The following is a 23,731-nucleotide window of genomic DNA, read 5'->3' on the forward strand; positions in this document are numbered from 1 at the left end:
TAAGTAAATTCGCCGACTAATGGTCGGCGAATTTTTTTTAACCGAGTTGTTTACGTGCATTACGGAAAATTCGCATCCACGGGCTATCTTCTCCCCAATTATCAGGATGCCATGAGTTGGTTACGGTTCTAAATACTCGTTCAGGATGTGGCATCATGATTGTTGCACGCCCATCATTAGATGTTACCGCAGTAATACCGTTTGGCGATCCATTTGGATTAGCAGGATACGCTTCTGTCACTTGACCAAAGTGGTTAATATAACGTGCGGCAACCAAACCTGAATTTTCTAAATTAGTTAAATGCGCTAAATCATAGGTTTCAACTTGACCTTCACCATGTGAAACAGCAATCGGCATATGCGATCCAGCCATATCAGTAAAAAGTAATGAAGGGCTAGACTGAATTTGAACTAGACTAAATCGAGCCTCAAAACGTTCCGATACATTACGAACAAAACGAGGCCATAACTCAGCACCAGGTATCAGTTCTTTTAAATTCGACATCATCTGGCAGCCATTACAAACACCTAACGATAAAGTATCATTGCGCTGGAAGAATTGCTCAAACTCATGACGAACCTGTTCATTAAATAAAATAGACTTAGCCCAACCTTCACCAGCCCCTAATACATCGCCATAAGAAAAACCGCCACAAGCAACTAAAGTATTAAATTGATTCAAAGTCACTTGACCTGATAATAAATCCGTCATATGAACATCAATTGACTCAAAACCTGCTCGAGCAAATGCTGCTGCCATTTCAACATGTGAATTGACACCTTGTTCACGTAAAACTGCAACCTTAGGCTTTACGCCTTTGACTATGTAAGGTGCAGCAATATCTTGCGCAATATCAAAAGTAAGATGAACACTTAAACCTGGATCTTCATCATTTTGCTTAGCTTGGTGTTCTTGATCTGCACATTGTGGGTTATCACGTAAGCGTTGCATCTGCCAAGTGGTTTCTGCCCACCATGTTCTTAATGTCAATCGCGATTCGCTATACACCACAGCGCTATTATTACGAATAATAAATTGCTGTCCTGTTTTAGCTATTCCTAATGTATGAATCGCTTGAGATAAACCAAACTGCTTAAAGCATGTCATGACTTTTGCTAAATCACTATTACGAATTTGAATAACTGCGCCGAGTTCTTCATTAAATAGTGAGGCAAGAACATCGCTACCAAGTGAATTAATATCAATATCTATACCACAATGTCCTGCAAATGCCATTTCTGCTAAGGTTACCAATAAACCACCATCAGAACGATCGTGGTAAGCAAGTAAGGTATTTTGCGCAACTAAACTTTGGATAGCCTGATAAAAAGCGGCTAATTCTTTAGCATCATGAACATCAGCTGTTCTTTGTCCTAGATGACGATAAACTTGTGCTAATGCTGTTGCGCCTAATGCTTGATGACCTCTAGATAAATCAATAAATAGTAATAGATTATCCTCATTTGTACAAAGTTGGGGGGTAACTGTTTTACGCACATCTTCAACTCGAGCAAATGCGGAAATCACCAATGATAACGGTGAAGTTACCGTTTTTTGTTCACCATCTTGTTGCCATGTTGTTTTCATTGACATGGAGTCTTTACCAACCGGAATGGCTAATCCTAAAGCAGGACATAACTCTTCACCAATGGCTTTAACGGCTTGATAAAGACCAGCATCTTCACCAGGATGACCAGCTGCAGCCATCCAGTTAGCGGAAAGCTTAATACGTTTTATGTCGCCAATATTTGTCGCAGCAATATTGGTAATTGCTTCACCAACCGCTAATCTAGCTGATGCCGCAAAATTAAGCAGGGCAACAGGAGCTCGTTCCCCCATTGACATAGCTTCACCGTAATAACTGTCTAAACTTGCTGTTGTCACCGCGCAATCGGCAACCGGCACTTGCCAAGGTCCAACCATCTGATCACGAGCAACCATACCTGTTACCGAACGGTCACCAATAGTAATTAAGAAAGTTTTTTCCGCCACAACAGGCAAATGCAATACTCGTTTCACCGCATCATATAAATTGATATCGGATGTTGAAAAATGATCACCTTGTGCTTGGCTAGATTTAACATCTCGGAACATTTTTGGCGTTTTACCCAATAGCACATCTAACGGTAAATCTATTGGATTATTATTAAAATGTTCATCATGTAACACCACTGCTTTATTAATTGTAGCTTCACCAATTACTGCATAAGGTGTACGTTCACGCTTACAAAGCTCATCAAACAATTCTAAGCTTTCTGGGTGAATAGCCAGTACATAGCGCTCTTGTGATTCATTACACCAGATTTCTAACGGTGACATTCCGGGTTCATCACTTAGTATTTTGCGCAATTCAAATTGACCGCCACAACCACCATCACTAACTAGTTCAGGCATTGCATTGGACAAACCTCCCGCACCAACATCATGAATAAATAAAATTGGGTTTTTATCGCCAAGTTGCCAACAACGATCTATCACTTCCTGGCAACGACGCTCCATTTCTGGGTTATCACGTTGAACTGAAGCAAAATCAAGATCAGCATCTGATTGTCCTGATGTCATAGATGAGGCGGCACCACCACCTAGACCAATATTCATGGCAGGCCCACCTAATACAATTAATTTAGAGCCGATAGGAAATTCACCTTTTTGAATATGTTCACGACGAATATTGCCCATACCACCAGCTAACATAATCGGTTTGTGGTAACCTCTGACTTCATCACCATTATAACTGTTTACTTTCTCTTCATAAGTACGAAAATAACCAAGTAAAGCTGGACGACCAAATTCATTATTAAATGCCGCACCACCTAAGGGCCCATCCATCATGATGTCAAATGCACTAACAATTCGATCGGGTTTACCAAAATCTTGTTCCCAAGGTTGTTCAAAATTTGGAATTCGTAAGTTCGAAACAGAAAAACCAACTAATCCTGCTTTTGGTTTAGCTCCTTTTCCTGTCGCTCCTTCATCTCGAATCTCACCGCCACTACCGGTTGCCGCACCCGGCCAAGGTGATATTGCCGTTGGGTGATTATGGGTTTCCACCTTCATTAAAATATCAGCATATTCTTGATGATAATCATAGCTTCGATTATCATAATCAGCAAAGAATCGTCCAACTTTCGAACCATCCATAACAGCGGCATTATCCTTATAAGCGGATGACACATAATCTGGCGTATGTTCAAAAGTATTTTTGATCATTTTAAATAATGATTTTGGTTGTTTAACACCATCAATAATCCAATCAGCATTAAATATTTTATGACGACAATGTTCAGAGTTTGCTTGACCAAACATATAAAGCTCAATGTCAGTCGGATTACGGTTTAATTTCTGAAAATTCTCAACCAAATAGTCAATTTCATCTGGTGCTAAAGCCAAACCTAATTTTAGATTAGCTTCCTCTAATGCTTGACGACCGTGTCCTAACAAATCAATAGTTGTTACTGGTTTGGGTTGGTCAGCCTTAAATAATTGTTCTGCTTGCTCAAAACTGCTTAATACGGTCTCCATCATTCGGTCATGAATCAATCCTAGAAAAGCATTTTTTTGACAATCAGTTAACAGAGAACTAGCTTGCACATAATAAGCAATACCTCGTTCTATTCGATGGATTTGTGATAATCCACAATTATGTGCAATATCAGTAGCTTTAGATGACCATGGCGAAATAGTACCTTCGCGTGGAGTAACTAAAAAGAGTATTTTACTGGTTTTATCTTCGACATTTATTTGCGCACTTTTGGGACCATATTGTAACAACTTATCTAAGGTTAATTGTTGTTGAATGGTTAATTTATCACTTAAATCAATAAAGTGAATGTATTGGGCTTCAATATTTGTTATAGGGATAGATTGTTCACGACAAGAGGATAAAATTTTATTAATACGAAATGCAGATAGAGCAGAAGAACCAGCTAAAATTTTCATGCTAAGAGTACTCTTTTTAAGCCAAAATAGGAAAAAAATAGAACAACATTATAAAATAAACTGAACAAAGAGGCTATCTTAAAAATCATAATATAATGTAATTAAAGAATTTTGAGGAAAGGGGTTTTTTAATGTTCAATTCGGCTTTTTATGATTATTTAAAACACTACAATTTTTTAAAATAAATCTTTAATGTTTATTATTAAATTAAGAAAATTTTTAATTACAATCTGTTAGTAATCATTATTATTGAGGATTATATTCATACTGCAAAAGCAAGCCAAACTAAGCTTCTGACGATGATATCAATAAAAATATTAAGTAGAGTGGATTAATACGCCAACCAAAGTTAGCGTATTGATTATGATTAAGCTTCGTTCCAACTGTCTCTTAATCCCACTGTTCGATTAAATACTAAATTATCTTCAGTGGCATATTTACTATCAAGACAAAAATAACCTTCACGTTCAAATTGATAAGCGTGTTCTGCTTCAGCTTTTTGCAAACTAGGCTCAACAAACCCATGTTTAATAATTAATGAATTTGGATTGATAGTTGATAAAAAGTCCTCTGCACTACCTGGATTTGGAGTATTAAATAGCCGATCATAAAGACGAATTTCAGCTGGCTTTGCAAATTTAGCTGACACCCAGTGAATAACGCCTTTAACTTTACGTCCATCTTCAGGATTTTTATTTAATGTAGCAGGATCATAACTACAATAAATAGTTTGAATATTACCGTCCACATCTTTTTCAACACGCTCTGCTCGTATCACATAAGCATTACGCAAACGAACTTCTTTACCTAATACTAAACGCTTATAATTTTTATTTGCTTCTTCCCTAAAATCAGCTCGATCAATATAAATTTCACGCGTGAATGTCACTTCTCGATGACCTAATTCTGGGCGATTAGGGTGATTTGGCATGCTAAGTACTTCATCAAGTGTTTCCGAAAAGTTTTCAATGACAACTTTAACAGGATCAAGTACCGCCATTGCTCGTGGCGCATTTTCATTAAGATCTTCACGAATACAGAACTCAAGTGTACTCATTTCAACCGTATTTTCTTGTTTAGTTACACCAATTCGACGACAAAATTCACGAATTGATGCCGGTGTATAACCACGGCGACGCAAACCCGATACGGTAGGCATCCGAGGGTCATTCCAACCGTCAACAATTTGTTCAGAAACTAACTGGGTTAATTTTCGTTTAGAAGTAATAGCATATTCAAGATTTAGTCTCGAAAACTCATACTGATGTGGTCTTGCTTCAATAGTAATATTATCTAAAACCCAATCGTACAAACGACGATTATCTTGAAACTCAAGTGTACAAAGTGAATGAGTTATATTTTCAATAGCATCCGAGATACAATGTGTAAAATCATACATTGGGTAAATACACCATTTATTGCCAGTTTGGTGATGCTCAGCAAATTTTATACGATATAATACGGGATCACGCATAACAATAAATGGTGAAGCCATATCAATTTTTGCTCTTAAGCAGGCTTTACCTTCTGCAAATTTACCTTCTTTCATTTGAATGAATAATGCTAGGTTTTCTTCAATGCTTCGATCACGATAAGGGCTATTTTTACCTGCTTGTGTTAATGTTCCACGATATTCGCGTATTTCATCAGCAGACAACTCATCAACATAAGCAAGACCTTTATTAATCAGTTCAATTGCATATTCATATAAACGGTCAAAATAGTCAGATGAGTAACAAATTTCACCATCCCATTGGAATCCTAACCAACGAACATCTTCTTTTATAGATTCAACGTATTCGATATCTTCTTTGGCTGGATTGGTATCATCAAAGCGTAAATTACATTTACCCTGATAATCTTGCGCAATTCCGAAATTTAAACAGATAGATTTTGCATGACCAATATGTAGATAGCCATTAGGTTCAGGTGGAAAACGGGTATGGGTTGTTTTATATTTTCCAGCCGCAAGATCTGCATCAATAATTTGACGTATAAAGTTAGTTGGACGAGTTTCGTTCTCTGCCGGTAATACACCGCTCATAAAAAACCTCTAATTATATATGTTTACTCATGACCAATTTAGAAATGAGATTTTTCACTTTTATCATTTTGAGCAAAGAATATAACAAATTTTTTGTTTTTTCGAAACGTTAAAACGAGAGTTTTAAGTTATCTGAAAAAATATTCTTATTCAAATCCATATCTTTCTTAATAGTTTTTAATTAAATTTTATAAAATCTAGATTGATTATTCATCACCTGATTTTATCGAAACCACAAATCTAGCACCCCCTAATGGACTAGTCACCACAAATGCTTTACCGTCATGAAATTCAGCCATTAATTTTACATAAGCAAGTCCTAACCCATATCCGCCGGTTGAACGTGTGCGGCTAGTATCAAGTCGAGCAAAAGGCATAAAAATTTTTTCACGAGCATCAAAAGGAATACCAGTCCCATCATCATCAATCTCTAAAATCACTCGATGATCCTGTTTCGTGATATTCAACACAGCTTTATGTGTAGCATATTTAAATGCATTAAGTAGTAAATTCTTGACAATGGTTTCAGCCAAATTAATATCAATTTTGGCTTCTACATCTTGACTATTACAAACTAGCTCAAACCCTTCTGGTTTAAATAGTGCTAATGATTGACAAACTTTTTCTCCCCACTCTTTCAACGATACATTAGTAAGATTTAATTCGATATTACTCTGCTGCATTTTGAAATAATTCAAACTGGCATTTATCAGCGTTTCAAGTTCATTAATATCATCGCTCATTCCTTTTTGCAGTAATGCTTTTTCATGCTCATCGCTGGACTCTTCAAGCATACTTAACTCAAATCGCATCCGTGCAAGTGGCGTGCGTAGTTCATGAGCCATCGCATGTGAAATCGTTTGATTGGTACTAACTAAATGTTCTATGTGAGTCCCCATGTTATTAAGTACATTAGCTAATGGTTTAAATAACCAACCTTTTACATTTTCAGTACGAGCTTTTAAATTTCCTTGTCCCAATTGCTCTGCGGTTTGGCGAATATTAACCAAATCTTTCCAAACGGCACTAAAAGCAAAATAGATTAAAATAAAAAAGATAATGGCACTAAACAAGGCCCAAATAATAAGAAATACACTCAACGACATGGTATTCGATTCTAATATATCTCGCATTAAAATCGGACCTAGTTGTAATAGATGTCCATCCTTTAAATCAATATAGACAACCTCGTCATCACCATCATAAGCAAAACCGAGTTTTTCTAACTCTTTTTTAACGGAATGAGACAAGATAGTCTGTTCTGGTAAAACGTTTATTGGATAACCAAAAGAAGGCTGTAATTCATTAACTACATCTTGCAATGGACGTTGCTTATTTTCATCAATGTGTTTACGAATTAAGTTGACAGTTCCGCGTTGTGATTCACGAAAAACAAGATGATCATCGGGCATATCAGTTAATGACGAAGGTAATGAGTCAAACACCAATAATGCACCATAAGCAATAATACATTGTAACGAAAGCAAAATAACAAGGTAAAAGACGATGCGGCGATTGAAAAATAGCGGTTTAGCTAATAATTGTTTCAATGATTTTCCCCTTCACGCATAAATAAATAGCCTTTTCCACGCACTGTTTTAATCCGTGATGAGTTGTCAGGATCATCTAGTAATTTGCGCCGTAATCGAGAAATGCGCGCATCAATTGAGCGATCGCTACCGTCAAAATCAATACCTCTTACTTGAGAGAATATATCGTCTCGCGATAAAATCTTACCAGCGTTATTTGCTAATAACCAAAGTAAATCAAATTCTGCCGTAGTCAAATCGATATCTTGCCCATCTAATAAGACCTTTCGATTTTCGCTATCAATGACTAAATTATCAAAGACCAGTGTATTATTATTAAACGTAGCTACTAGTTCCTTATAGCTTTCTTTATCGGTTTCGATCTGTTTTCGTCGCAACAATGCACGAATACGAGCAAGTAATAACCGCGGTTCTACAGGTTTAGCTAAATAATCATCTGCACCTAATTCTAAACCAACAATTTCATCAATATTGTCTTCACTCGCAGTCATAATCAAAATATAGTTTGTAAACCACGAACGTATATCTCGACATATATCGAATCCAGATTTTTCTGGTAGCATGACATCTAAAATAACTAGATCTGGGTTGATCTGTTGTATTTTTTCCTCGGCGCCGGCACCACTATTATGCCAATCAACCATATATCCTTGACGGATTAAATAAACTTGGATTAAATTGGCTAATCTTTCATCATCTTCGATGATTAATATACGTTCACTCATTTTCGGTTCTCTTTACCGTATAATGTGTACTTCAAAATACCTTATTATACAGGTAAATGTAGCCTCGTTACAAAAGATATACAAAGAGCCTACAAAGTTTACGACCGCTATATGAGAGAATTGGTGCCAATATCTATAACTAAGCAATTTTTACGTTAACTATGAATACTTTTTCATCAATTACTAATCATCTTTTTCAGCCATCTTATACTCACCACCAAAACCCTATTATTTTATGTGATTTTGATGGCACAATTAGTGTTAAAGATGTTACTGATACTTTACTTAGCCAATTCGGTCAAGATGGTTGTGACGAACTTGAAGAGTTATGGGTTAGTGGCAAAATCGGCTCTCAAGAATGTATGAGTAAACAGATTGCATTAATGGATGCTAGTCTGGAGGAACTCAATCAAGCATTAGCAAAAATTGAAATTGATGATAATTTTAAAGCATTTATTGATTACACCGAAAAAAATCATATTCCAGTTCATGTAGTTAGTGATGGCTTAGATTATGCTATTCAGTTTGTGTTAAAACACCATGGTATTGAGCATCTACCTATTTATGCCAATAAGTTAATGCATAATAATCAACGAAGTTGGCGCCTGGAGTTCCCATTTGCCAATAAAGATTGTATTAAACAAAGCGGTAACTGCAAATGCAATCATGTTAAACAACAGCAACATTTTCCTCAGATACTATATGTTGGTGATGGTACGTCCGATTTTTGCGTTTCTCATCATGTCGATCTTGTTTTCGCCAAAGATAAGTTGATTAATTATTGTGAAAAAAACAATATTAAACACAGTGCTATTGAGAGTTTTGCTGATGTAACCGAAGCATTAAAACAAATGCAACAAACACTAATTCCAGTCATGGCGGTAAAATAAAGGAATAATAATGAGTACAATTGAAGATTTATCTTATTTTTTACCTGGTAATAAAAATGGTGTGCTATTAATTCACGGTTTAACTGGCACACCAAATGAAATGCGTATTTTAGCCAATGGTTTACATAAAGCTGGATTTACTGTGTATGCAATACAGTTAGCTGGTCACTGTGGTACAGAAGCAGATCTATGTAAAACAACTTGGCAAGATTGGTATAAAAGTGTTCAAGATGGTGCTGATTATTTAGCTCAACATGTTGATAATCTGTTTGTCGCAGGTTTATCTATGGGCGCATTATTAGCGTTAAAATTAGCTGCTGATCGTCCCAATCAAGTGAAAGGTGTTGGTGTTTTAGCGCCTACTTTTTCTTATGATGGCTGGAGCATGCCATTTTGGGCTAAAAAATTCTTCTTTCTATTAGTCTATTTCAAAAAACTTGGTATTTTTCAAAAAGTATCTTTTATTGAAAAACCACCTTATGGCCTCAAGGATGAGCGGATTCGGGCTGTTGTGTCTGAAAGCATGTTAAGTGGTGACGCCGCCTCTGCAGGACTGGCAGGTAACCCTTTCCCAGCTTTAGCTGAAATGCAGTTATTGGCTAAACATATGCGTCAGGAGTTACCTAAAGTTACCTCACCGTGTTTAATTATGCATTCAGGCAATGATGACATTGCCAATATTGAAACAAATGCAAAATTAGTTGAAAAACACGTTTCCGGCCCAAAACAGTTAATAGTATTAAATGATAGTTATCATTTAATTACCATTGATAGCCAACGCCGAGAAGTGATTAAAGAATGTGCTTCATTCTTTAATCATATTGTAGAAGGAAATCAAGCATAATGTCATCCTTAGTTATTTTTCTTTGGGTTAGTAATATCTGTTTTGATACTTTAGGACAAGTTGCCTTTAAATATGCTGCAATATCACCGACCAATCGAGATGGTTGGTATTACTGGTTGGATTTGGCTAAAAATCATTGGATTTGGGTAGGAATAGCATCTTACATTGCTGAATTTTTATTGTGGCTAGCCTTTTTAACTTTAGTGCCACTATCTCAAGGAGTATTACTGGCCTCATTTAATATTATTACTATTATGTTAGTTGGTCGAATTCTTTTCAAAGAATTACTCACTCTTTATCGCATTATTGGTATGTTATTAATAACTGCTGGTGTTATTTTTGTGGGAATGTCTTAATATGGCTAAGTTTTATTTGATTGGTTTCACCGTATTATTAATGTTTGATACCATTGCCCAGTGCAGCTTCAAATTGGCTGCTGAGCATGCACAACCTCTTGCGATGAGTGTTGAATGGATTATTAGGGTTTTTTCTGGCCATTGGATCTATGTATCAATTGCAGGTTATATTTTTACTTTCTTCACTTGGATGACTTTATTAAAAAAAGCGCCTGTCGGACCAGCTTTTGCGGCATCTCATTTCGAAGTCGTCACGGTAATGATTGCATCAGTTTGGTTATTTAATGAACCAATAACGTTATTTAAGTTAATTGGAACAATATTGATTGTTTCAGGAATTATGTTTCTGGCATTAGCGGAAAGTAAACTAACCAACAAAAACAGTCATAACAGTTATTAATCAAAACTAAAGTCAAGCCTAGCTGTATTTTATTAAAAGAATAATAGATTAATAATACTAGGCTTTTAAAGCGTTTAATAATGTTAAATTGAGTTGATATTGTTCTTGTTGCCAACCATTTAAGTTCTCTAAGGATATTTCTGGTTGTTTATCTAATGAACTAAGCAATCGTTTAAACCAACTTTTCGGTTGCCATATTGATAATTCACCAGTGATATCACTACCAATAATTCGTGGTTTAATTGAGGAAATAGTATCCAATAAGTGATAAGTTTGCAGTTTTCCTTGATCCCAATTAGTATGAATAACCTCTTCACTTAATACGTCTTTATCTATCGATAAATATATTGGTTTAGTATTACGATATTGTTCAGATAGAAACTGGGTAACCAACTCATCAGGCGAATCAAAATGACGAAAAGCATGATTCAAGCCAATTCTTTTCGCCCAATAAACATTGACATCTAAGCTCCAATAAGTCAATTTTTTATGAAATAGCGGTGACCATCTATTTTCCCAAAAATGCCATAATCCAATATCATTAGAAGTTATGCCTAACACATGAACATGGCTTACGAACGGTAAACTTGCTACATAGCTCACCCATGAGCCACAGTGAACACCAAATAGATAACGCATATTGTCTGGATGATTATCAAAAATAATCACTTCAATTGGATTATCTGCTGAATATTGCTTAGCAAGTTGCTCAATTAGTAATAGCGAAATATGATGATAATCACCGCTCCCCATCAACACTGTGCCATAGTTTTCTGGTAATGATTGTTGTAATTGCATTTTAAATTTTTGGAAATTTTTTTCATTACAACCAAAGCGAATTACATCTTGCCACTGCGTGAAATCAATCGTTTTAGCGTCATTAATTTCACCTACGCTTTGATCAAAATTAAGGATAACCGGCAATGTCATGCTACTTTCTCCTTATCGGTTTCAAAATGGCCTATTAATTTACGTAAAATTATTCTTAACAGAGGATTTCGAATATAAACTAGATGTTTGGTTAAAGTAAAACTAGCACCTAACGAAGCTTTAACTTCGGGATCTGTCCAACCTGCGACATAACTACTTAGTTTCTGTTGTAACGCATATTCAAGATTAACAAACCAGCTAACAAAATAGAGATTCAACTCCCGTGCCTGCGGATAAACCATACCAATATACTTATCAATTAGAACATTATTCACCACAAAACAGATGTTATAACCAATTAATTGGCCATTATAGTGATAAGTGAAAATACGCCCATTTGCTGCTTTACTTTGCAGTAATTGGATAAAAAATGGTTTGGTTAATAAATCAAAATGTATTTCACTTTGTTCATATACATTAAGATAAAGCTGATAATATAAATCAAGATTGGCGTCATCAAAAAAACAGTTATCACCAGTTTGTAAGATATTAATCTCTAATTTTTCACGAGATTTCAGCTTTCTTCTTAAATTCTTTCGACGGCTATATGATAATTTTGCCAAAAAGTCATTTATCGATTCGAAATCGATTGGAACCCACGCTAAAGCTTGTCCTTCAACTTCAATAAAACCGTTATCTTTTAAAGACCCAATAACCTGTTTAGAATATTGATTATCCTGCTTACTTAGTAAAGGCGAATCGGAAGGTAAATCTTTCACAATAGTAAAAGGATATTTCTTTGCGTACGCTGTTTTAACATTATCAGCTAATTGCTGTGCATTCACTTTATCAGTTAACAAACTGTATTCTGAAACTGTCGTTCCGACAAAACATGTTTTTGGTTGTAACCAATGTCGCCATTTGCTATAAAAAGGTAATTTATGAACTTTATGTTTAAAATCATCATCGGCAGTTGTGAGCAAATCAAACTTAGCAGAAAAAGCAGGTACACCATCTTCACTCATCCAGCTCGTAAATTCCTGTGGTGGATGAGAAATAAAATTATTGATTAATTCATTTGGTTCTAGTTGATTGATATATCGCATAACTTTCTATAAAGGATCGGGTATAACTAGAATCCCGCTAACACATATTAGCGGGATTATTTTGCTTTAAGACTTAAAGTTCTTTTTTAGCTCGAGTAATTAATTGGTCAAGTAATTCAATACCTTGATCGATTTCTTGACGAGTAATATGTAATGAAGGAGCAAAAGTGATAACATTTTTATAATAACCACCAATATCAAGCACCAAGCCCATTTTATTACCTTTCCAATCAAGATCACCTGACATACCAATATCAACCATTTTATCAACTAATGCTTTATTAGCTGTAAAACCGTCATCGGTACAAATCTCAGCACGTAGTGCAAGACCTAAGCCATCAACCTCACCAATTTCTTTATGTTTCTTCTCAAGTGTTTTTAATCCTTCAAGGAAGTATGCACCACTTTCCATCACCATTTTTTCGTAATCGGTTTCTGAAGTCATTTTTAATACTTCTAAGCCAACCGCAGTACCTAATGGATTTGAAGCAAAAGTTGAATGTGTTGAACCAACAGGAAATACTTCAGGATTAATTAACTCTTCACGAGCCCATAACCCACCTAGTGGATTTAAACCATTAGTTAATGCTTTGGCAAATACCACTACATCAGGTTTAACATCAAAGTGTTCGATTGACCATAGTTTACCTGTACGATAAAAGCCCATTTGGATTTCATCAACGACTAATAAAATACCATATTGATCTAAAACTTTTTTCAAACCTTTAAAGTAGTTACGAGGAGGGACAATATAACCGCCTGTTGCTTGTAAAGGTTCGGCATAGAAAGCAGCATATTCAGCTTGACCTACTTTAGGATCCCAAACACCGTGATATTCTGTTTCAAATAAACGAGCAAATTCAGCAACTAAATGTTCACCATACTCTTCTGAAGTCATTCCTTTAGGGCGACGGAATGGATATGGGAAAGGAACAAACATTGCACGATCACCAAAATGACCATAACGACGGCGATAACGATAACTTGAAGTAATTGATGATGCACCAAGAGTACGACCATGGTAGCCACCTTGGAAAGCAAACATTAAAGATTTACCACCAGTCGCATTACGAACTACTTTTAATGAATCTTCAATACATTGTGAACCACCAACATTAAAATGCACACGGCCTTGGTAACCAAATCGTTTTTCCATACCTTGAGCAATAGTTTTGGCTAGTTCAATTTTAGTTGGATGAAGATACTGACTCGCACATTGCGGTAAAGTATCGATTTGTTTTTTAAGTACGTTATTTAGACGCTCATTGGCATAACCAAAGTTACAAGCTGAGTACCACATTTGTAAATCAAGAAAAGCTTTACCTTCTTTATCATACATGTAGCTACCTTCACAGCCATCAAAAATCTTTGGTGGTTCAACGTAATGCACAGTATCGCCAAATGAGCAATATTTTGCTTCATCAGCTAATAATACTGCGTCGTCAGGGCGACTGTTAATCATTTCTTTAGTTGGTTTACTCATAATTTATCTCACTAATCCATATTCAAATATGACAAAATGTGGCATTATTATCGGAGAAAAGTGATTGTAACAATGTACAATTACTGTATAGATTTTGTGACGACAGACTTGAGATAAAGAAATCACAATAACTCTTGTAAACCATATCACTATGAATAGGTATCCAAATGAAAAGAATAAGCTGTATAATTTCGCTATTATCAATGTGTTCTCTAGGATATACGCAAATTGTATCAGCAGAACCTACCTCATTGGGAATCGGTTTAGGTTGGTCAACTTCACCATATAAAAGTTATAGTTCAAACTACTATCCTATACCACACATTGATTATGACAATGGCTCGTTTTTTATTGATGATCTTTCTGCTGGAGTTTATGCACTCAATGATGAGAATCAAAGCCTATCCTTTGGCGCTCGCTATTTAGCGAATGAATTTAAACCTCACGATTCTGATAATCATAAACTAAAACAGCTCGATAGTCGCCACTCAACCCTACTGGCTGATATTGAATATTCACTTAATACCAATTGGGGGATTTTTTCTAGTAGTATTGGCGCTGATATCCTTGATAATAGTAATAGTATTTTAGTTAATGCTGATTATACTGTGCCTTATATTGAAGATAATTTGATAGTTGCACCTGCTATCGGTATAAATTGGGCAAATCGTAAACATAATGACTATTATTATGGAATCTCGCACAAAGAATCTGCACGTTCAGGCTTAGGTTATTTCAATGCTGATAGCTCTTTTACGCCTTACTTTGAAATTGCTGCTCAATATTCGTTAACAGATAATATTGCAACCTTTGGTGGAGTCCATATTGATAAACTAACAGGTGATGCAGCCGATAGCCCAATGGTTGATGATAGTACGGTAACATCGATTTATATGGGTGTATCTTATAAATTTTAAAGAATTTCTTATCAAATATTATTACTAAGGCGATAATAAATCATCGTCTATGAAATTTTTATTATAAATCGTTATAATAAAATAAACTTCATAAAGCAAATTTTTGGAAATATAACACTATGCTTTGGTTTAAAAACGCAATTATTTACCAACTTAATAATGACAATTTACTTAATAAACAAACTATTGAACAAGCGCTTAAATCGGCTTCATTTTCGCCGTGCGGTAATTTAGATACCACTAAGATGGGATGGGTTTCGCCTTATAATGATAATAACTTAGATGATTTCATTATTGATATGCAAGGACATTTACTGTTACGGATTAAAAAAGAAACTAAAATATTACCCGCGCCAGTAATTAAACAAGCACTTATTGATAAAATTGACAAACAAGAGAAAATATTAAGTCGAAAACTCAGCAAAAATGAAAAAGCGACATTAAAAGATGAGGTGATGATCGATTTAATGCCTAGAGCATTTAGTAAATATAACCATTATTGGTTATGGATCGATACTGAAAATAAAAGAATTATTATTGATTGTAGTAGTTTTAAACTAGCTGAAGATATTTTAGCAATCTTACGTAAAGAGCTAGGATCTTTAGCATTAACTCCATTATCAATTGATAAACCACTTGAAAAGATAATGACTACTTGGGTTAAAGAAAAGTTAAATTTTCCTCCTTTTATATTAGGTGATGAAGCTGAATTAAAAGATCCACTGGAAGGTAATGGAATTATTAACTGCAAAAAACAAGATATCACTAGTGACGAAATGTTAGTTCACTTAGATTCTGGTAAGTGGGTAACTAAACTTAAAATTATTGATGAACGTGGTATCAATTTTATTATCAACCCAGACTTAACATTGAAAAAAGTAAAATTTGATTCTATTATAATGGACGAAAATGAAGATATTGGTTCTGATGAGTTTGATAAACGACTCGAAGCGGATTTTTGCATTATGGCCAATACGTTATCTAACTCTATAAATGATTTATATATTACAATTAATAAAATTAATTAATGCAATTTAAGCTATTTAATTTATACAATGTAAAATTATTCTATCTAGCTTTGCGCAATTTATGTGCTATAATTAAAGTTAGATTATGTGTAACATAATTATTAGTAATATCTATTTATAAGAAGTAAATTTAAACAATAAAATCAAATTAAACAACGTCTATAACAACAAATAAGTTGAGGCAAAAAATGAAAAAAACAACTCTAGCTCTAGCAATTGCAGTTGCAAGTTTAACCGCTACTGCCGCTAATGCAGCATATGAAGACAACACTTTTTATACAGGTGCTAAATTAGGTTGGTCAGAACTTTATAAATTAGATGCAAAAAAAGTTCGTGCTTTTGATGATGTCAGCATCAAAACTTCTAATCGCAGTAATATTGCTGGCGGTGCATTCTTAGGTTTCCAAGCTAATCCTTACTTAGCATTTGAATTAGGTTATGACTGGTTAGGTTCTGCAAAATATAAAAGAACTGACCTATATGATCATAGCAAAGCAGGTAATAGCAAAATTTCAGCTCAAGGCGTTTCTTTAACTGGTAAATTAAGCTATCCATTATCATTTATCTCTGACGATTTAGATATCTATGGCCGCGCGGGTGGAATGGTAACTATTGCTAAATGGAAAAATGGTGGTGATGTTAAAGAAGCATACGGTAAAGGCGGAACAAAAACAGATTTATCACCTGTTTATGCTTTAGGTCTTGATTATCGTTTTGCTGAAAACTTCTCAACTCGTTTAGAATATCAATATGTTCAACATATTCATACTAAAACTGATGCATCTCCAGACGCAGGTACTGTGAGCTTAGGTATCACTTACCGTTTAGGTTCACCAGCGGTTGCAGCTCCTGTTGAAATCAAAACTGAAGTAAACCGTTATGTTTTAAATGAAGATGTGTTATTTGCTTATGCAAAAGCTGACTTAAAAGCAGAAGGTCGCCAAGCACTTGATAACTTATTAGCAACGCTTGTTAAAATTAACCCATCTCAAAGTGCTATCGTAGTAATTGGTCATACTGACCGTATTGGTTCAGATAACTACAACCAAAAACTATCAGAACGTCGAGCTCAAACTGTATTAAACTACTTAGTACAAAAAGGTGTGCCTGCTGAAATTATCACTTCACGTGGTATGGGTAAATCACAACCAGTTACTGGTACTAAATGTAATGCACTTCGTGGCGCTAACTTAAAAGCATGTTTAGCACCAGATCGTCGCGTTGAAATTGAAGTTAAAGCACGTAACGTTCAAGAAGTTCAAGTAATTGATCAAACAAAATAATAATTGTTGATTAATGATATCTCCTAAAACCCAGCTTTAAGCTGGGTTTTCTATTTATATATTTTGTTAATTAATAAATTATATCTTGCTTTTAAGCTATAAATTATCCACAAAAAAGATTATAATCAACACAATATTGTTAGTATCCTAGTTAAAGGAGTAGCCGTGCCTACTGCGATTTGGCAAGATTGTCTTTCTCAATTACAAGAAGCCCTTCCAACAACAGAATTCAACTTGTGGATTCGCCCGTTGCAAGCAGAAATGATTGAGAATAAGCTATATATTTATGCGCCTAATAGATTTGTATTAGATTGGGTCAAAAATAAATATTTAACGACTATTTCACAGTTATTGAACACACTTTTAGGTAATGATTCATTAAAATTATACCTTGAAGTCGGCTCCACTCTATCTGTAGAAAAAAAATCCGAAGTTAACCAATCTAAATCTGATGTTGTTCCAGCTTGGAAAACAACCAAAGAAAGCAATAGTAACCATACTTACTATTCAGGGATTAATCATAAACATACATTTAATAGTTTTGTTGAAGGTAAATCTAACCAACTAGCTGTAGCAGCTGCAAAACAAGTAGCGGAAAATCCAGGAAAAGCTTATAACCCGTTATTTTTATATGGTTCAACCGGTTTAGGTAAAACCCATTTATTACATGCAGTTGGCAATGGGATTATGGCTGGTAAAGCAAATGCCAAAGTGGTTTATATGCACTCAGAACGCTTTGTGCAAGACATGGTAAAAGCACTACAAAATAATGCTATTGAAGAATTCAAAAATTATTATCGTTCTGTTGATGCTCTACTTATTGACGATATACAATTTTTTGCTAATAAAGAACGATCTCAAGAAGAATTTTTTCATACCTTCAACTCGTTATTAGAAGGTAATCAACAAATTATCTTAACTTCTGATCGTTATCCAAAAGAAATTAATGGCGTTGAAGATCGTTTAAAATCAAGATTTGGCTGGGGTTTAACCATTGCTATCGAGCCACCGGAGCTGGAAACTCGCGTTGCAATTCTAATGAAAAAAGCAGAAGAAAATAATATAAAACTACCTGAAGAAGTTGCATTTTTCATTGCTAAACGCTTACGTTCAAATGTACGTGAATTAGAAGGCGCATTGAATCGAGTGATTGCCAATGCCAATTTTACAGGCAAATCTATCACTATTGATTTTGTGAAAGATGCTTTGAAAGATTTACTTGCCTTGCAAGAAAAATTGATTACTATTGAAAATATTCAAAAAACGGTTGCTGAATATTATAAAATCAAAGTTTCTGATTTATTATCAAAACGTCGCTCCCGTTCAGTTGCAAGACCAAGACAGGTCGCGATGGCGTTAGCAAAAGAGTTGACGAATAAGAGCCTTCCAGAGATTGGAGATGGTTTCGGCGGTAGAGATCACACAACTGTATTACATGCATGCCGAAAAATTGCAGAATTGAAAGAAGAAAGCAATGATATTAAAGAGGATTATTCCAATTTAATTAGAACATTATCAACTTAAAAAAGAATTAACACTATGAAATTTATTATAGATCGTGAAAAACTTATTAAGCCCTTACAGCTTGTTAGCGCACCATTAAGCAGTCGCCCTACTTTACCTATTTTAGGTAATTTATTATTACAAGTCATCGATAATACACTATCTATGACCGGAACCGATTTAGAGATTGAGATGATATCCCATCTTCCTTTAACCGAGCCTTGTGAGCCTGGGGCAACAACAGTTCCGGCAAGAAAGTTCCTCGATATTTGCCGAAATCTGCCAAGTAATGCCCAAATTTCGATAAGCGTTGACGATAATCGATTAATCATTCAATCTGGACGTAGCAAATTTTCGTTAGCCACATTACCGGCTACAGATTTTCCTAATTTAGAAAATTGGCAAAGTGATGTTGATCTATCTATACCACAAAAGACAATCAAGCGACTTATTGATGCTGTCCAATTTTCAATGGCTAATCAAGATGTCAGATATTATTTAAATGGTATGCTATTTGAGATCGAAGATGGATTATTAAAAACTGTTGCGACAGATGGTCACCGTTTAGCTGTGTGTGCTCAACCTGTAGGTCAAAATATCTCCGAATCCTGTTCAGTTATTTTACCTAGAAAAGGGGTAATAGAACTCGCTAAACTGGTTAGTGACAACGATGAACTGGTAAATATGCAGATTGGTAATAATAATTTGCGTGTTAATCTTGGTGATTTTACCTTTACCTCAAAACTTATTGATGGAAGATTTCCTGATTATAAACGAGTAATGCCGCGTAATCCGGATAAACCACTTGAAGTTTCATGCGAAGAACTTAGAAATGCGTTATCACGAGTAGCAATTCTTTCAAACGAAAAATTCCGCGGTATAAGATTATATGTACATAATAACCAAATAAAAATCACAGCAAATAATCCTGAACAAGAAGAAGCGGAAGAAGTGATTGATGTGAAATATGAGTCACAAGAGCTTGAAATTGGCTTTAATGTGACTTATTTATTAGATATATTAAACACACTAAAATGTGATAGTGTACAATTATTATTAACAGATGCAACATCCAGTGTGCAAATTGAAGATATCAATAATCAATCGGCTACTTATGTTGTTATGCCAATGCGCTTATAATAACTATCTATCAAACTTCCGGCTTCGGCCGGAAATTTTACCAACATGACTCTTTCACAAATCAAAATCCATAATTTTCGCAACATTGATTATGCTGAATTATCATTATCAAATCATTTCAACTATATAGTTGGTGATAATGGTAGTGGAAAAACTAGTCTACTTGAGGCTATTTATATGCTCGGACATGGCCGTGCATTTAGACATATTCAATCGAATAGAATCATACAACATGAAAAACCTCAGTTAGTTTTATTCAGCCAAATAGAGTCATCGCAACAAATTCGTACAATAGGATTATCAAAAACAAGAAATAATGATAATACGATAAAAATTGACGGTGATGAGGGATTTCGATTAACTGACTTAGCTAAACTATTACCTATTCAACTAATTACTCCAGAAGGATTTGATTTACTTACTGGTGGTCCAAAATATCGTCGATCGTTTATAGACTGGGGATGTTTTCACCATTACCCAGAATTTGTATCACTATGGAACAATTTAAAACGGTTATTTAAACAAAGAAATGCATTATTAAAACAATCGTCTAACTATAATCAATTATTACCTTGGGATAAAGAACTAACACCAATTGCCGAAAAAATCAGTCAAATTAGAGCTGATTATAGTCAAAATATATTTCCGCAAATTATAGAAACTTGTCGGCATTTTTTACCCGAGTATCAACTTAATTGCCAATATTATCAAGGCTGGGAATATGGGATGAATTATTCTGATATTTTATATAAACAATTTGAGAGAGATAAATTCATTAACTATACCTCATTAGGCCCACATAAAGCCGATATAAAATTACGTATAGATAATATTCCAGTAGAAGATCTACTATCTCGTGGGCAACTAAAATTACTTATGTGTGCATTACGTTTATCACAAGGGGAATATTTTTCAGAAAAAACTGGATTATCATGTATTTATTTAATAGATGACTTTGCTTCTGAACTTGATCAAAATAAACGTAATCTATTAGCTAAACGATTAAAATCAGCCAAATCTCAAGTTTTTATTACGGCGGTTAATCAAGAGCAAATTACCCATATGATCGATGAAAATGATAAGATTTTTCACATAAAATCTGGTATAATTTCTTAAATATATAGAATGATATAAATAATTAAACAAGTCGAGAAATCCATGTCTAACTCTTATGATTCTTCAAGCATTAAAGTACTTAAAGGACTTGATGCGGTTCGAAAACGTCCAGGAATGTATATTGGTGATACTGATGATGGTACAGGCCTTCATCATATGGTTTTTGAAGTGGTAGATAATGCCATTGACGAAGCATTAGCGGGTTATTGTCACCATATTGAAGTTACTATCCATCCTGATAATTCTGTTTCAGTACGAGATGATGGTCGAGGAATACCTACCGGCATCCATGAAGAAGAAGGTATTTCTGCTGCAGAAGTTATTATGACCGTTTTACATGCTGGTGGTAAATTTGATGATAACTCATATAAAGTTTCTGGTGGCTTACATGGTGTTGGTGTCTCGGTTGTAAATGCATTATCGGATAAATTAGAATTAGTTATTTACCGTGAAGGTAAAATTCATAAACAGACTTATCATTTAGGTGTACCAGAAGAACCGCTAAAAGTAATTGGTGAAACAACCGAATCTGGTACTTATGTTCGCTTCTGGCCAAGCCCAGAAACTTTTTCTAATATCGAGTTTGTCTACGATCATTTAGCTAAAAGATTACGTGAATTATCATTTTTAAATTCTGGTGTTTCAATAAAACTTACAGATGAAAGAACCGGTAAAAGTGAACACTACCATTATGAAGGTGGTATTCAAGCATTTGTTGAATATTTAAATAAAAATAAAAATCCAATCCATCCGAAGATTTTTTATTTTAGTACTGAGAAAGATAATATTGGTGTCGAAGTTGCTTTACAATGGAACGACGGCTATCAAGAAAATATCTATTGTTTTACCAATAATATTCCTCAACGTGATGGCGGTACCCACTTAGCTGGCTTCCGTGGAGCAATGACGCGTACATTAAATAACTACATGGAAGCTGAAGGATATAGCAAAAAAGCTAAAATCAGTGCTACTGGTGATGATGCACGTGAAGGACTAATTGCAGTAGTATCAGTAAAAGTACCAGATCCTAAATTTTCATCACAAACCAAAGATAAATTGGTTTCGTCTGAAGTAAAATCAGCAGTTGAATCAGTAATGGGTGAAAAATTAGCCGAGTATTTACTGGAAAATCCATCGGATGCCAAAATTGTGGTTGGCAAAATTATTGATGCTGCTAGAGCTCGCGAAGCAGCACGAAAAGCGCGAGAAATGACACGCCGTAAGGGTGCTTTAGATTTAGGTGGCTTACCAGGTAAACTAGCTGACTGTCAGGAAAAAGACCCTGCATTATCAGAACTTTACTTAGTGGAAGGGGACTCTGCGGGTGGTTCTGCAAAACAGGGCCGTAACCGTAGGAATCAAGCAATTTTACCGTTAAAAGGTAAAATCCTTAATGTTGAAAAAGCCCGTTTTGACAAAATGCTTTCATCTCAAGAAGTCGCAACTTTAATTACTGCTTTAGGTTGTGGTATTGGTCGTGATGAATATAATCCAGATAAAATGCGTTATCACAGCATTATCATCATGACCGATGCGGATGTGGATGGTTCACATATTAGGACTTTATTGTTAACCTTCTTCTACCGTCAGATGCCTGAAATTATTGAACGAGGTTATGTTTATATTGCACAACCACCACTTTATAAAGTTAAAAAAGGCAAACAAGAACAATATATTAAAGATGATGATGCAATGACTCAATTTCAAATTGCTCTAGCTTTGGAAGATGCATCACTACATGTTAATGATCATGCCCCTGCTTTAGCTGGTGAAGCTTTAGAAAAATTAATTGCTGAATACCAAAAAGTTGAAAAACTAATTACTAAAATGGAACGTCGCTATCCTCGCGCGTTGTTATCAGAATTAGTCTATCAAGAAGTATTAGATGAAGATATTTTAAAAGACCAACAAAAATCTGAATACTGGGCAAAATCAATTGTTGAAAAATTATCAAATAAAGAACAACATGGCAGTAGCTACCATTATAGTGCGGATTACAATGAAAAAGCAGAGTTATATATACCTGTAATCAAAGTAAGAACACATGGAGTTGATACCTGTTATGCTTTAGATCAAGTATTTATTCATAGTAATGAATACCGAAATATTTGCCATTTAGGCTCACAATTGAAAGATTTACTTGAAGAAAGTGCATTTATACAACGAGGCGAACGAAAACAACCAGTAAGCTCATTCGAAGAGGCTGTTGATTGGTTAATTCGAGAATCTCGTCGTGGATTAACAATCCAACGTTATAAAGGTTTAGGTGAAATGAACCCCGAACAATTATGGGAAACAACCATGGATCCAACCAGTCGTCGTATGTTGCAAGTTACCATTAAAGATGCAATTGAAGCAGATCAATTGTTTACCACATTGATGGGAGATGAAGTCGAACCTCGCCGACTATTTATTGAGGAAAATGCATTAAAAGCAGCTAACTTAGACTTCTAATAACAATTGTTTAATAAATAAAAAAACCAGATATTTTGTCTGGTTTTTTACTATTTTTAATTGTTATTTTTATTAAAAATAA

At 34.9% G+C, this 23,731-nt stretch carries 18 protein-coding genes; 11 read left to right on the top strand and 7 right to left on the bottom strand.

Going from position 1 to position 23,731, the window contains the following annotated elements:
• Positions 1 to 37: 37 nt before the first annotated feature.
• From purL to H3T80_RS10355, 4 genes are all read right to left on the bottom strand, one after another.
• A complete protein-coding gene (purL, locus tag H3T80_RS10340) occupies positions 38 to 3,940 on the bottom strand; it encodes a phosphoribosylformylglycinamidine synthase (RefSeq protein ID WP_198201629.1) in 3,903 nt (1,300 codons plus the stop codon).
• A 367-nt stretch (positions 3,941 to 4,307) separates the two neighbouring features.
• Positions 4,308 to 5,984 (bottom strand): glutamine--tRNA ligase, encoded by a 1,677-nt coding sequence (gene glnS, locus H3T80_RS10345; protein ID WP_110447027.1) that lies wholly within the window; start codon positions 5,982 to 5,984, stop codon positions 4,308 to 4,310.
• A 206-nt stretch (positions 5,985 to 6,190) separates the two neighbouring features.
• The gene (locus H3T80_RS10350) at positions 6,191 to 7,534 is read right to left on the bottom strand and encodes an ATP-binding protein (protein WP_198201630.1); all 1,344 of its coding nucleotides are present in this window, start codon (positions 7,532 to 7,534) and stop codon (positions 6,191 to 6,193) included.
• Positions 7,531 to 8,259: a response regulator transcription factor gene (locus H3T80_RS10355; RefSeq protein WP_086362597.1), complete on the bottom strand. Its 729-nt coding sequence runs from the start codon at positions 8,257 to 8,259 to the stop codon at positions 7,531 to 7,533. Before H3T80_RS10355 ends, H3T80_RS10350 begins: the two co-directional genes overlap by 4 nt.
• Before the next feature lie 161 nt (positions 8,260 to 8,420).
• Between H3T80_RS10355 and H3T80_RS10360 the strand changes: the two genes are divergently transcribed.
• The 4 genes from H3T80_RS10360 to H3T80_RS10375 are packed head-to-tail and all read left to right on the top strand — an operon-like array spanning position 8,421 to position 10,749.
• The gene (locus H3T80_RS10360; RefSeq protein WP_065614670.1) at positions 8,421 to 9,149 is read left to right on the top strand and encodes an MtnX-like HAD-IB family phosphatase; all 729 of its coding nucleotides are present in this window, start codon (positions 8,421 to 8,423) and stop codon (positions 9,147 to 9,149) included.
• Positions 9,150 to 9,159: 10 nt separating this feature from the next.
• Positions 9,160 to 9,993 carry a carboxylesterase gene (locus H3T80_RS10365; protein WP_034901882.1) on the top strand — a complete coding sequence of 278 codons (834 nt, stop codon included), beginning with the start codon at positions 9,160 to 9,162 and terminating at the stop codon, positions 9,991 to 9,993.
• Positions 9,993 to 10,349 carry an EamA family transporter gene (locus tag H3T80_RS10370; RefSeq protein WP_034901884.1) on the top strand — a complete coding sequence of 119 codons (357 nt, stop codon included), beginning with the start codon at positions 9,993 to 9,995 and terminating at the stop codon, positions 10,347 to 10,349. The genes H3T80_RS10365 and H3T80_RS10370 overlap by 1 nt, the downstream gene beginning before the upstream one ends.
• A gap of 1 nt (position 10,350) precedes the next feature.
• Positions 10,351 to 10,749 carry a multidrug efflux SMR transporter gene (locus H3T80_RS10375; RefSeq protein ID WP_110447024.1) on the top strand — a complete coding sequence of 133 codons (399 nt, stop codon included), beginning with the start codon at positions 10,351 to 10,353 and terminating at the stop codon, positions 10,747 to 10,749.
• A 57-nt stretch (positions 10,750 to 10,806) separates the two neighbouring features.
• Here H3T80_RS10375 and H3T80_RS10380 read toward each other — a convergent pair whose 3' ends face one another.
• The 3 genes from H3T80_RS10380 to H3T80_RS10390 form a co-directional block, all read right to left on the bottom strand.
• Positions 10,807 to 11,679, bottom strand: a complete 873-nt coding sequence (locus tag H3T80_RS10380; RefSeq protein WP_198201631.1) for an arginase family protein — start codon at positions 11,677 to 11,679, stop codon at positions 10,807 to 10,809.
• Complete coding sequence (locus tag H3T80_RS10385; RefSeq protein WP_198201632.1) at positions 11,676 to 12,725, bottom strand: GNAT family N-acetyltransferase; 1,050 nt, start codon at positions 12,723 to 12,725, stop codon at positions 11,676 to 11,678. Before H3T80_RS10385 ends, H3T80_RS10380 begins: the two co-directional genes overlap by 4 nt.
• 73 nt (positions 12,726 to 12,798) lie before the next feature.
• Positions 12,799 to 14,208 carry an aspartate aminotransferase family protein gene (locus tag H3T80_RS10390; protein ID WP_086356644.1) on the bottom strand — a complete coding sequence of 470 codons (1,410 nt, stop codon included), beginning with the start codon at positions 14,206 to 14,208 and terminating at the stop codon, positions 12,799 to 12,801.
• Positions 14,209 to 14,375: 167 nt separating this feature from the next.
• Between H3T80_RS10390 and H3T80_RS10395 the strand changes: the two genes are divergently transcribed.
• The 7 genes from H3T80_RS10395 to gyrB all read left to right on the top strand — a co-directional run bounded on the left by H3T80_RS10395 (position 14,376) and on the right by gyrB (position 23,649).
• Entirely contained in the window at positions 14,376 to 15,125 is a 750-nt protein-coding gene (locus tag H3T80_RS10395) for a MipA/OmpV family protein (protein ID WP_198201633.1), read from the top strand.
• A 119-nt stretch (positions 15,126 to 15,244) separates the two neighbouring features.
• Complete coding sequence (locus H3T80_RS10400; RefSeq protein ID WP_198201634.1) at positions 15,245 to 16,153, top strand: recombination-associated protein RdgC; 909 nt, start codon at positions 15,245 to 15,247, stop codon at positions 16,151 to 16,153.
• 188 nt (positions 16,154 to 16,341) lie between these two features.
• A complete protein-coding gene (ompA, locus tag H3T80_RS10405) occupies positions 16,342 to 17,436 on the top strand; it encodes a porin OmpA (protein ID WP_198201635.1) in 1,095 nt (364 codons plus the stop codon).
• A 165-nt stretch (positions 17,437 to 17,601) separates the two neighbouring features.
• A complete protein-coding gene (dnaA, locus tag H3T80_RS10410) occupies positions 17,602 to 18,960 on the top strand; it encodes a chromosomal replication initiator protein DnaA (protein WP_198201636.1) in 1,359 nt (452 codons plus the stop codon).
• Positions 18,961 to 18,975: 15 nt separating this feature from the next.
• Positions 18,976 to 20,079, top strand: coding sequence for a DNA polymerase III subunit beta (gene dnaN, locus H3T80_RS10415; RefSeq protein ID WP_198201637.1), 1,104 nt, complete (start codon positions 18,976 to 18,978; stop codon positions 20,077 to 20,079).
• Positions 20,080 to 20,124: 45 nt separating this feature from the next.
• Complete coding sequence (gene recF, locus H3T80_RS10420) at positions 20,125 to 21,195, top strand: DNA replication/repair protein RecF (protein ID WP_110447015.1); 1,071 nt, start codon at positions 20,125 to 20,127, stop codon at positions 21,193 to 21,195.
• Positions 21,196 to 21,237: 42 nt separating this feature from the next.
• A complete protein-coding gene (gene gyrB / locus H3T80_RS10425; RefSeq protein ID WP_198201638.1) occupies positions 21,238 to 23,649 on the top strand; it encodes a DNA topoisomerase (ATP-hydrolyzing) subunit B in 2,412 nt (803 codons plus the stop codon).
• Positions 23,650 to 23,731 lie beyond the last annotated feature (82 nt).

Origin of the sequence: Gilliamella sp. W8145 (assembly GCF_016101145.1) — a bacterium.
GTDB classification, from domain to species: Bacteria; Pseudomonadota; Gammaproteobacteria; order Enterobacterales; family Orbaceae; genus Gilliamella; species Gilliamella apis_A.

Excerpts from the sequence above, each read along its gene's own strand:
- H3T80_RS10380 (WP_198201631.1), bottom strand. The coding sequence starts at position 11,679 with ATGACATTGCCGGTTATCCTTAATTTTGATCAAAGCGTAGGTGAAATT.
- H3T80_RS10355 (WP_086362597.1), bottom strand. The coding sequence starts at position 8,259 with ATGAGTGAACGTATATTAATCATCGAAGATGATGAAAGATTAGCCAAT.
- recF (WP_110447015.1), top strand. The coding sequence starts at position 20,125 with ATGACTCTTTCACAAATCAAAATCCATAATTTTCGCAACATTGATTAT.
- glnS (WP_110447027.1), bottom strand. The coding sequence starts at position 5,984 with ATGAGCGGTGTATTACCGGCAGAGAACGAAACTCGTCCAACTAACTTT.
- purL (WP_198201629.1), bottom strand. The coding sequence starts at position 3,940 with ATGAAAATTTTAGCTGGTTCTTCTGCTCTATCTGCATTTCGTATTAAT.
- H3T80_RS10385 (WP_198201632.1), bottom strand. The coding sequence starts at position 12,725 with ATGCGATATATCAATCAACTAGAACCAAATGAATTAATCAATAATTTT.
- H3T80_RS10370 (WP_034901884.1), top strand. The coding sequence starts at position 9,993 with ATGTCATCCTTAGTTATTTTTCTTTGGGTTAGTAATATCTGTTTTGAT.
- H3T80_RS10375 (WP_110447024.1), top strand. The coding sequence starts at position 10,351 with ATGGCTAAGTTTTATTTGATTGGTTTCACCGTATTATTAATGTTTGAT.
- H3T80_RS10360 (WP_065614670.1), top strand. The coding sequence starts at position 8,421 with ATGAATACTTTTTCATCAATTACTAATCATCTTTTTCAGCCATCTTAT.
- H3T80_RS10390 (WP_086356644.1), bottom strand. The coding sequence starts at position 14,208 with ATGAGTAAACCAACTAAAGAAATGATTAACAGTCGCCCTGACGACGCA.
- dnaN (WP_198201637.1), top strand. The coding sequence starts at position 18,976 with ATGAAATTTATTATAGATCGTGAAAAACTTATTAAGCCCTTACAGCTT.
- gyrB (WP_198201638.1), top strand. The coding sequence starts at position 21,238 with ATGTCTAACTCTTATGATTCTTCAAGCATTAAAGTACTTAAAGGACTT.
- H3T80_RS10395 (WP_198201633.1), top strand. The coding sequence starts at position 14,376 with ATGAAAAGAATAAGCTGTATAATTTCGCTATTATCAATGTGTTCTCTA.
- ompA (WP_198201635.1), top strand. The coding sequence starts at position 16,342 with ATGAAAAAAACAACTCTAGCTCTAGCAATTGCAGTTGCAAGTTTAACC.
- H3T80_RS10365 (WP_034901882.1), top strand. The coding sequence starts at position 9,160 with ATGAGTACAATTGAAGATTTATCTTATTTTTTACCTGGTAATAAAAAT.
- H3T80_RS10400 (WP_198201634.1), top strand. The coding sequence starts at position 15,245 with ATGCTTTGGTTTAAAAACGCAATTATTTACCAACTTAATAATGACAAT.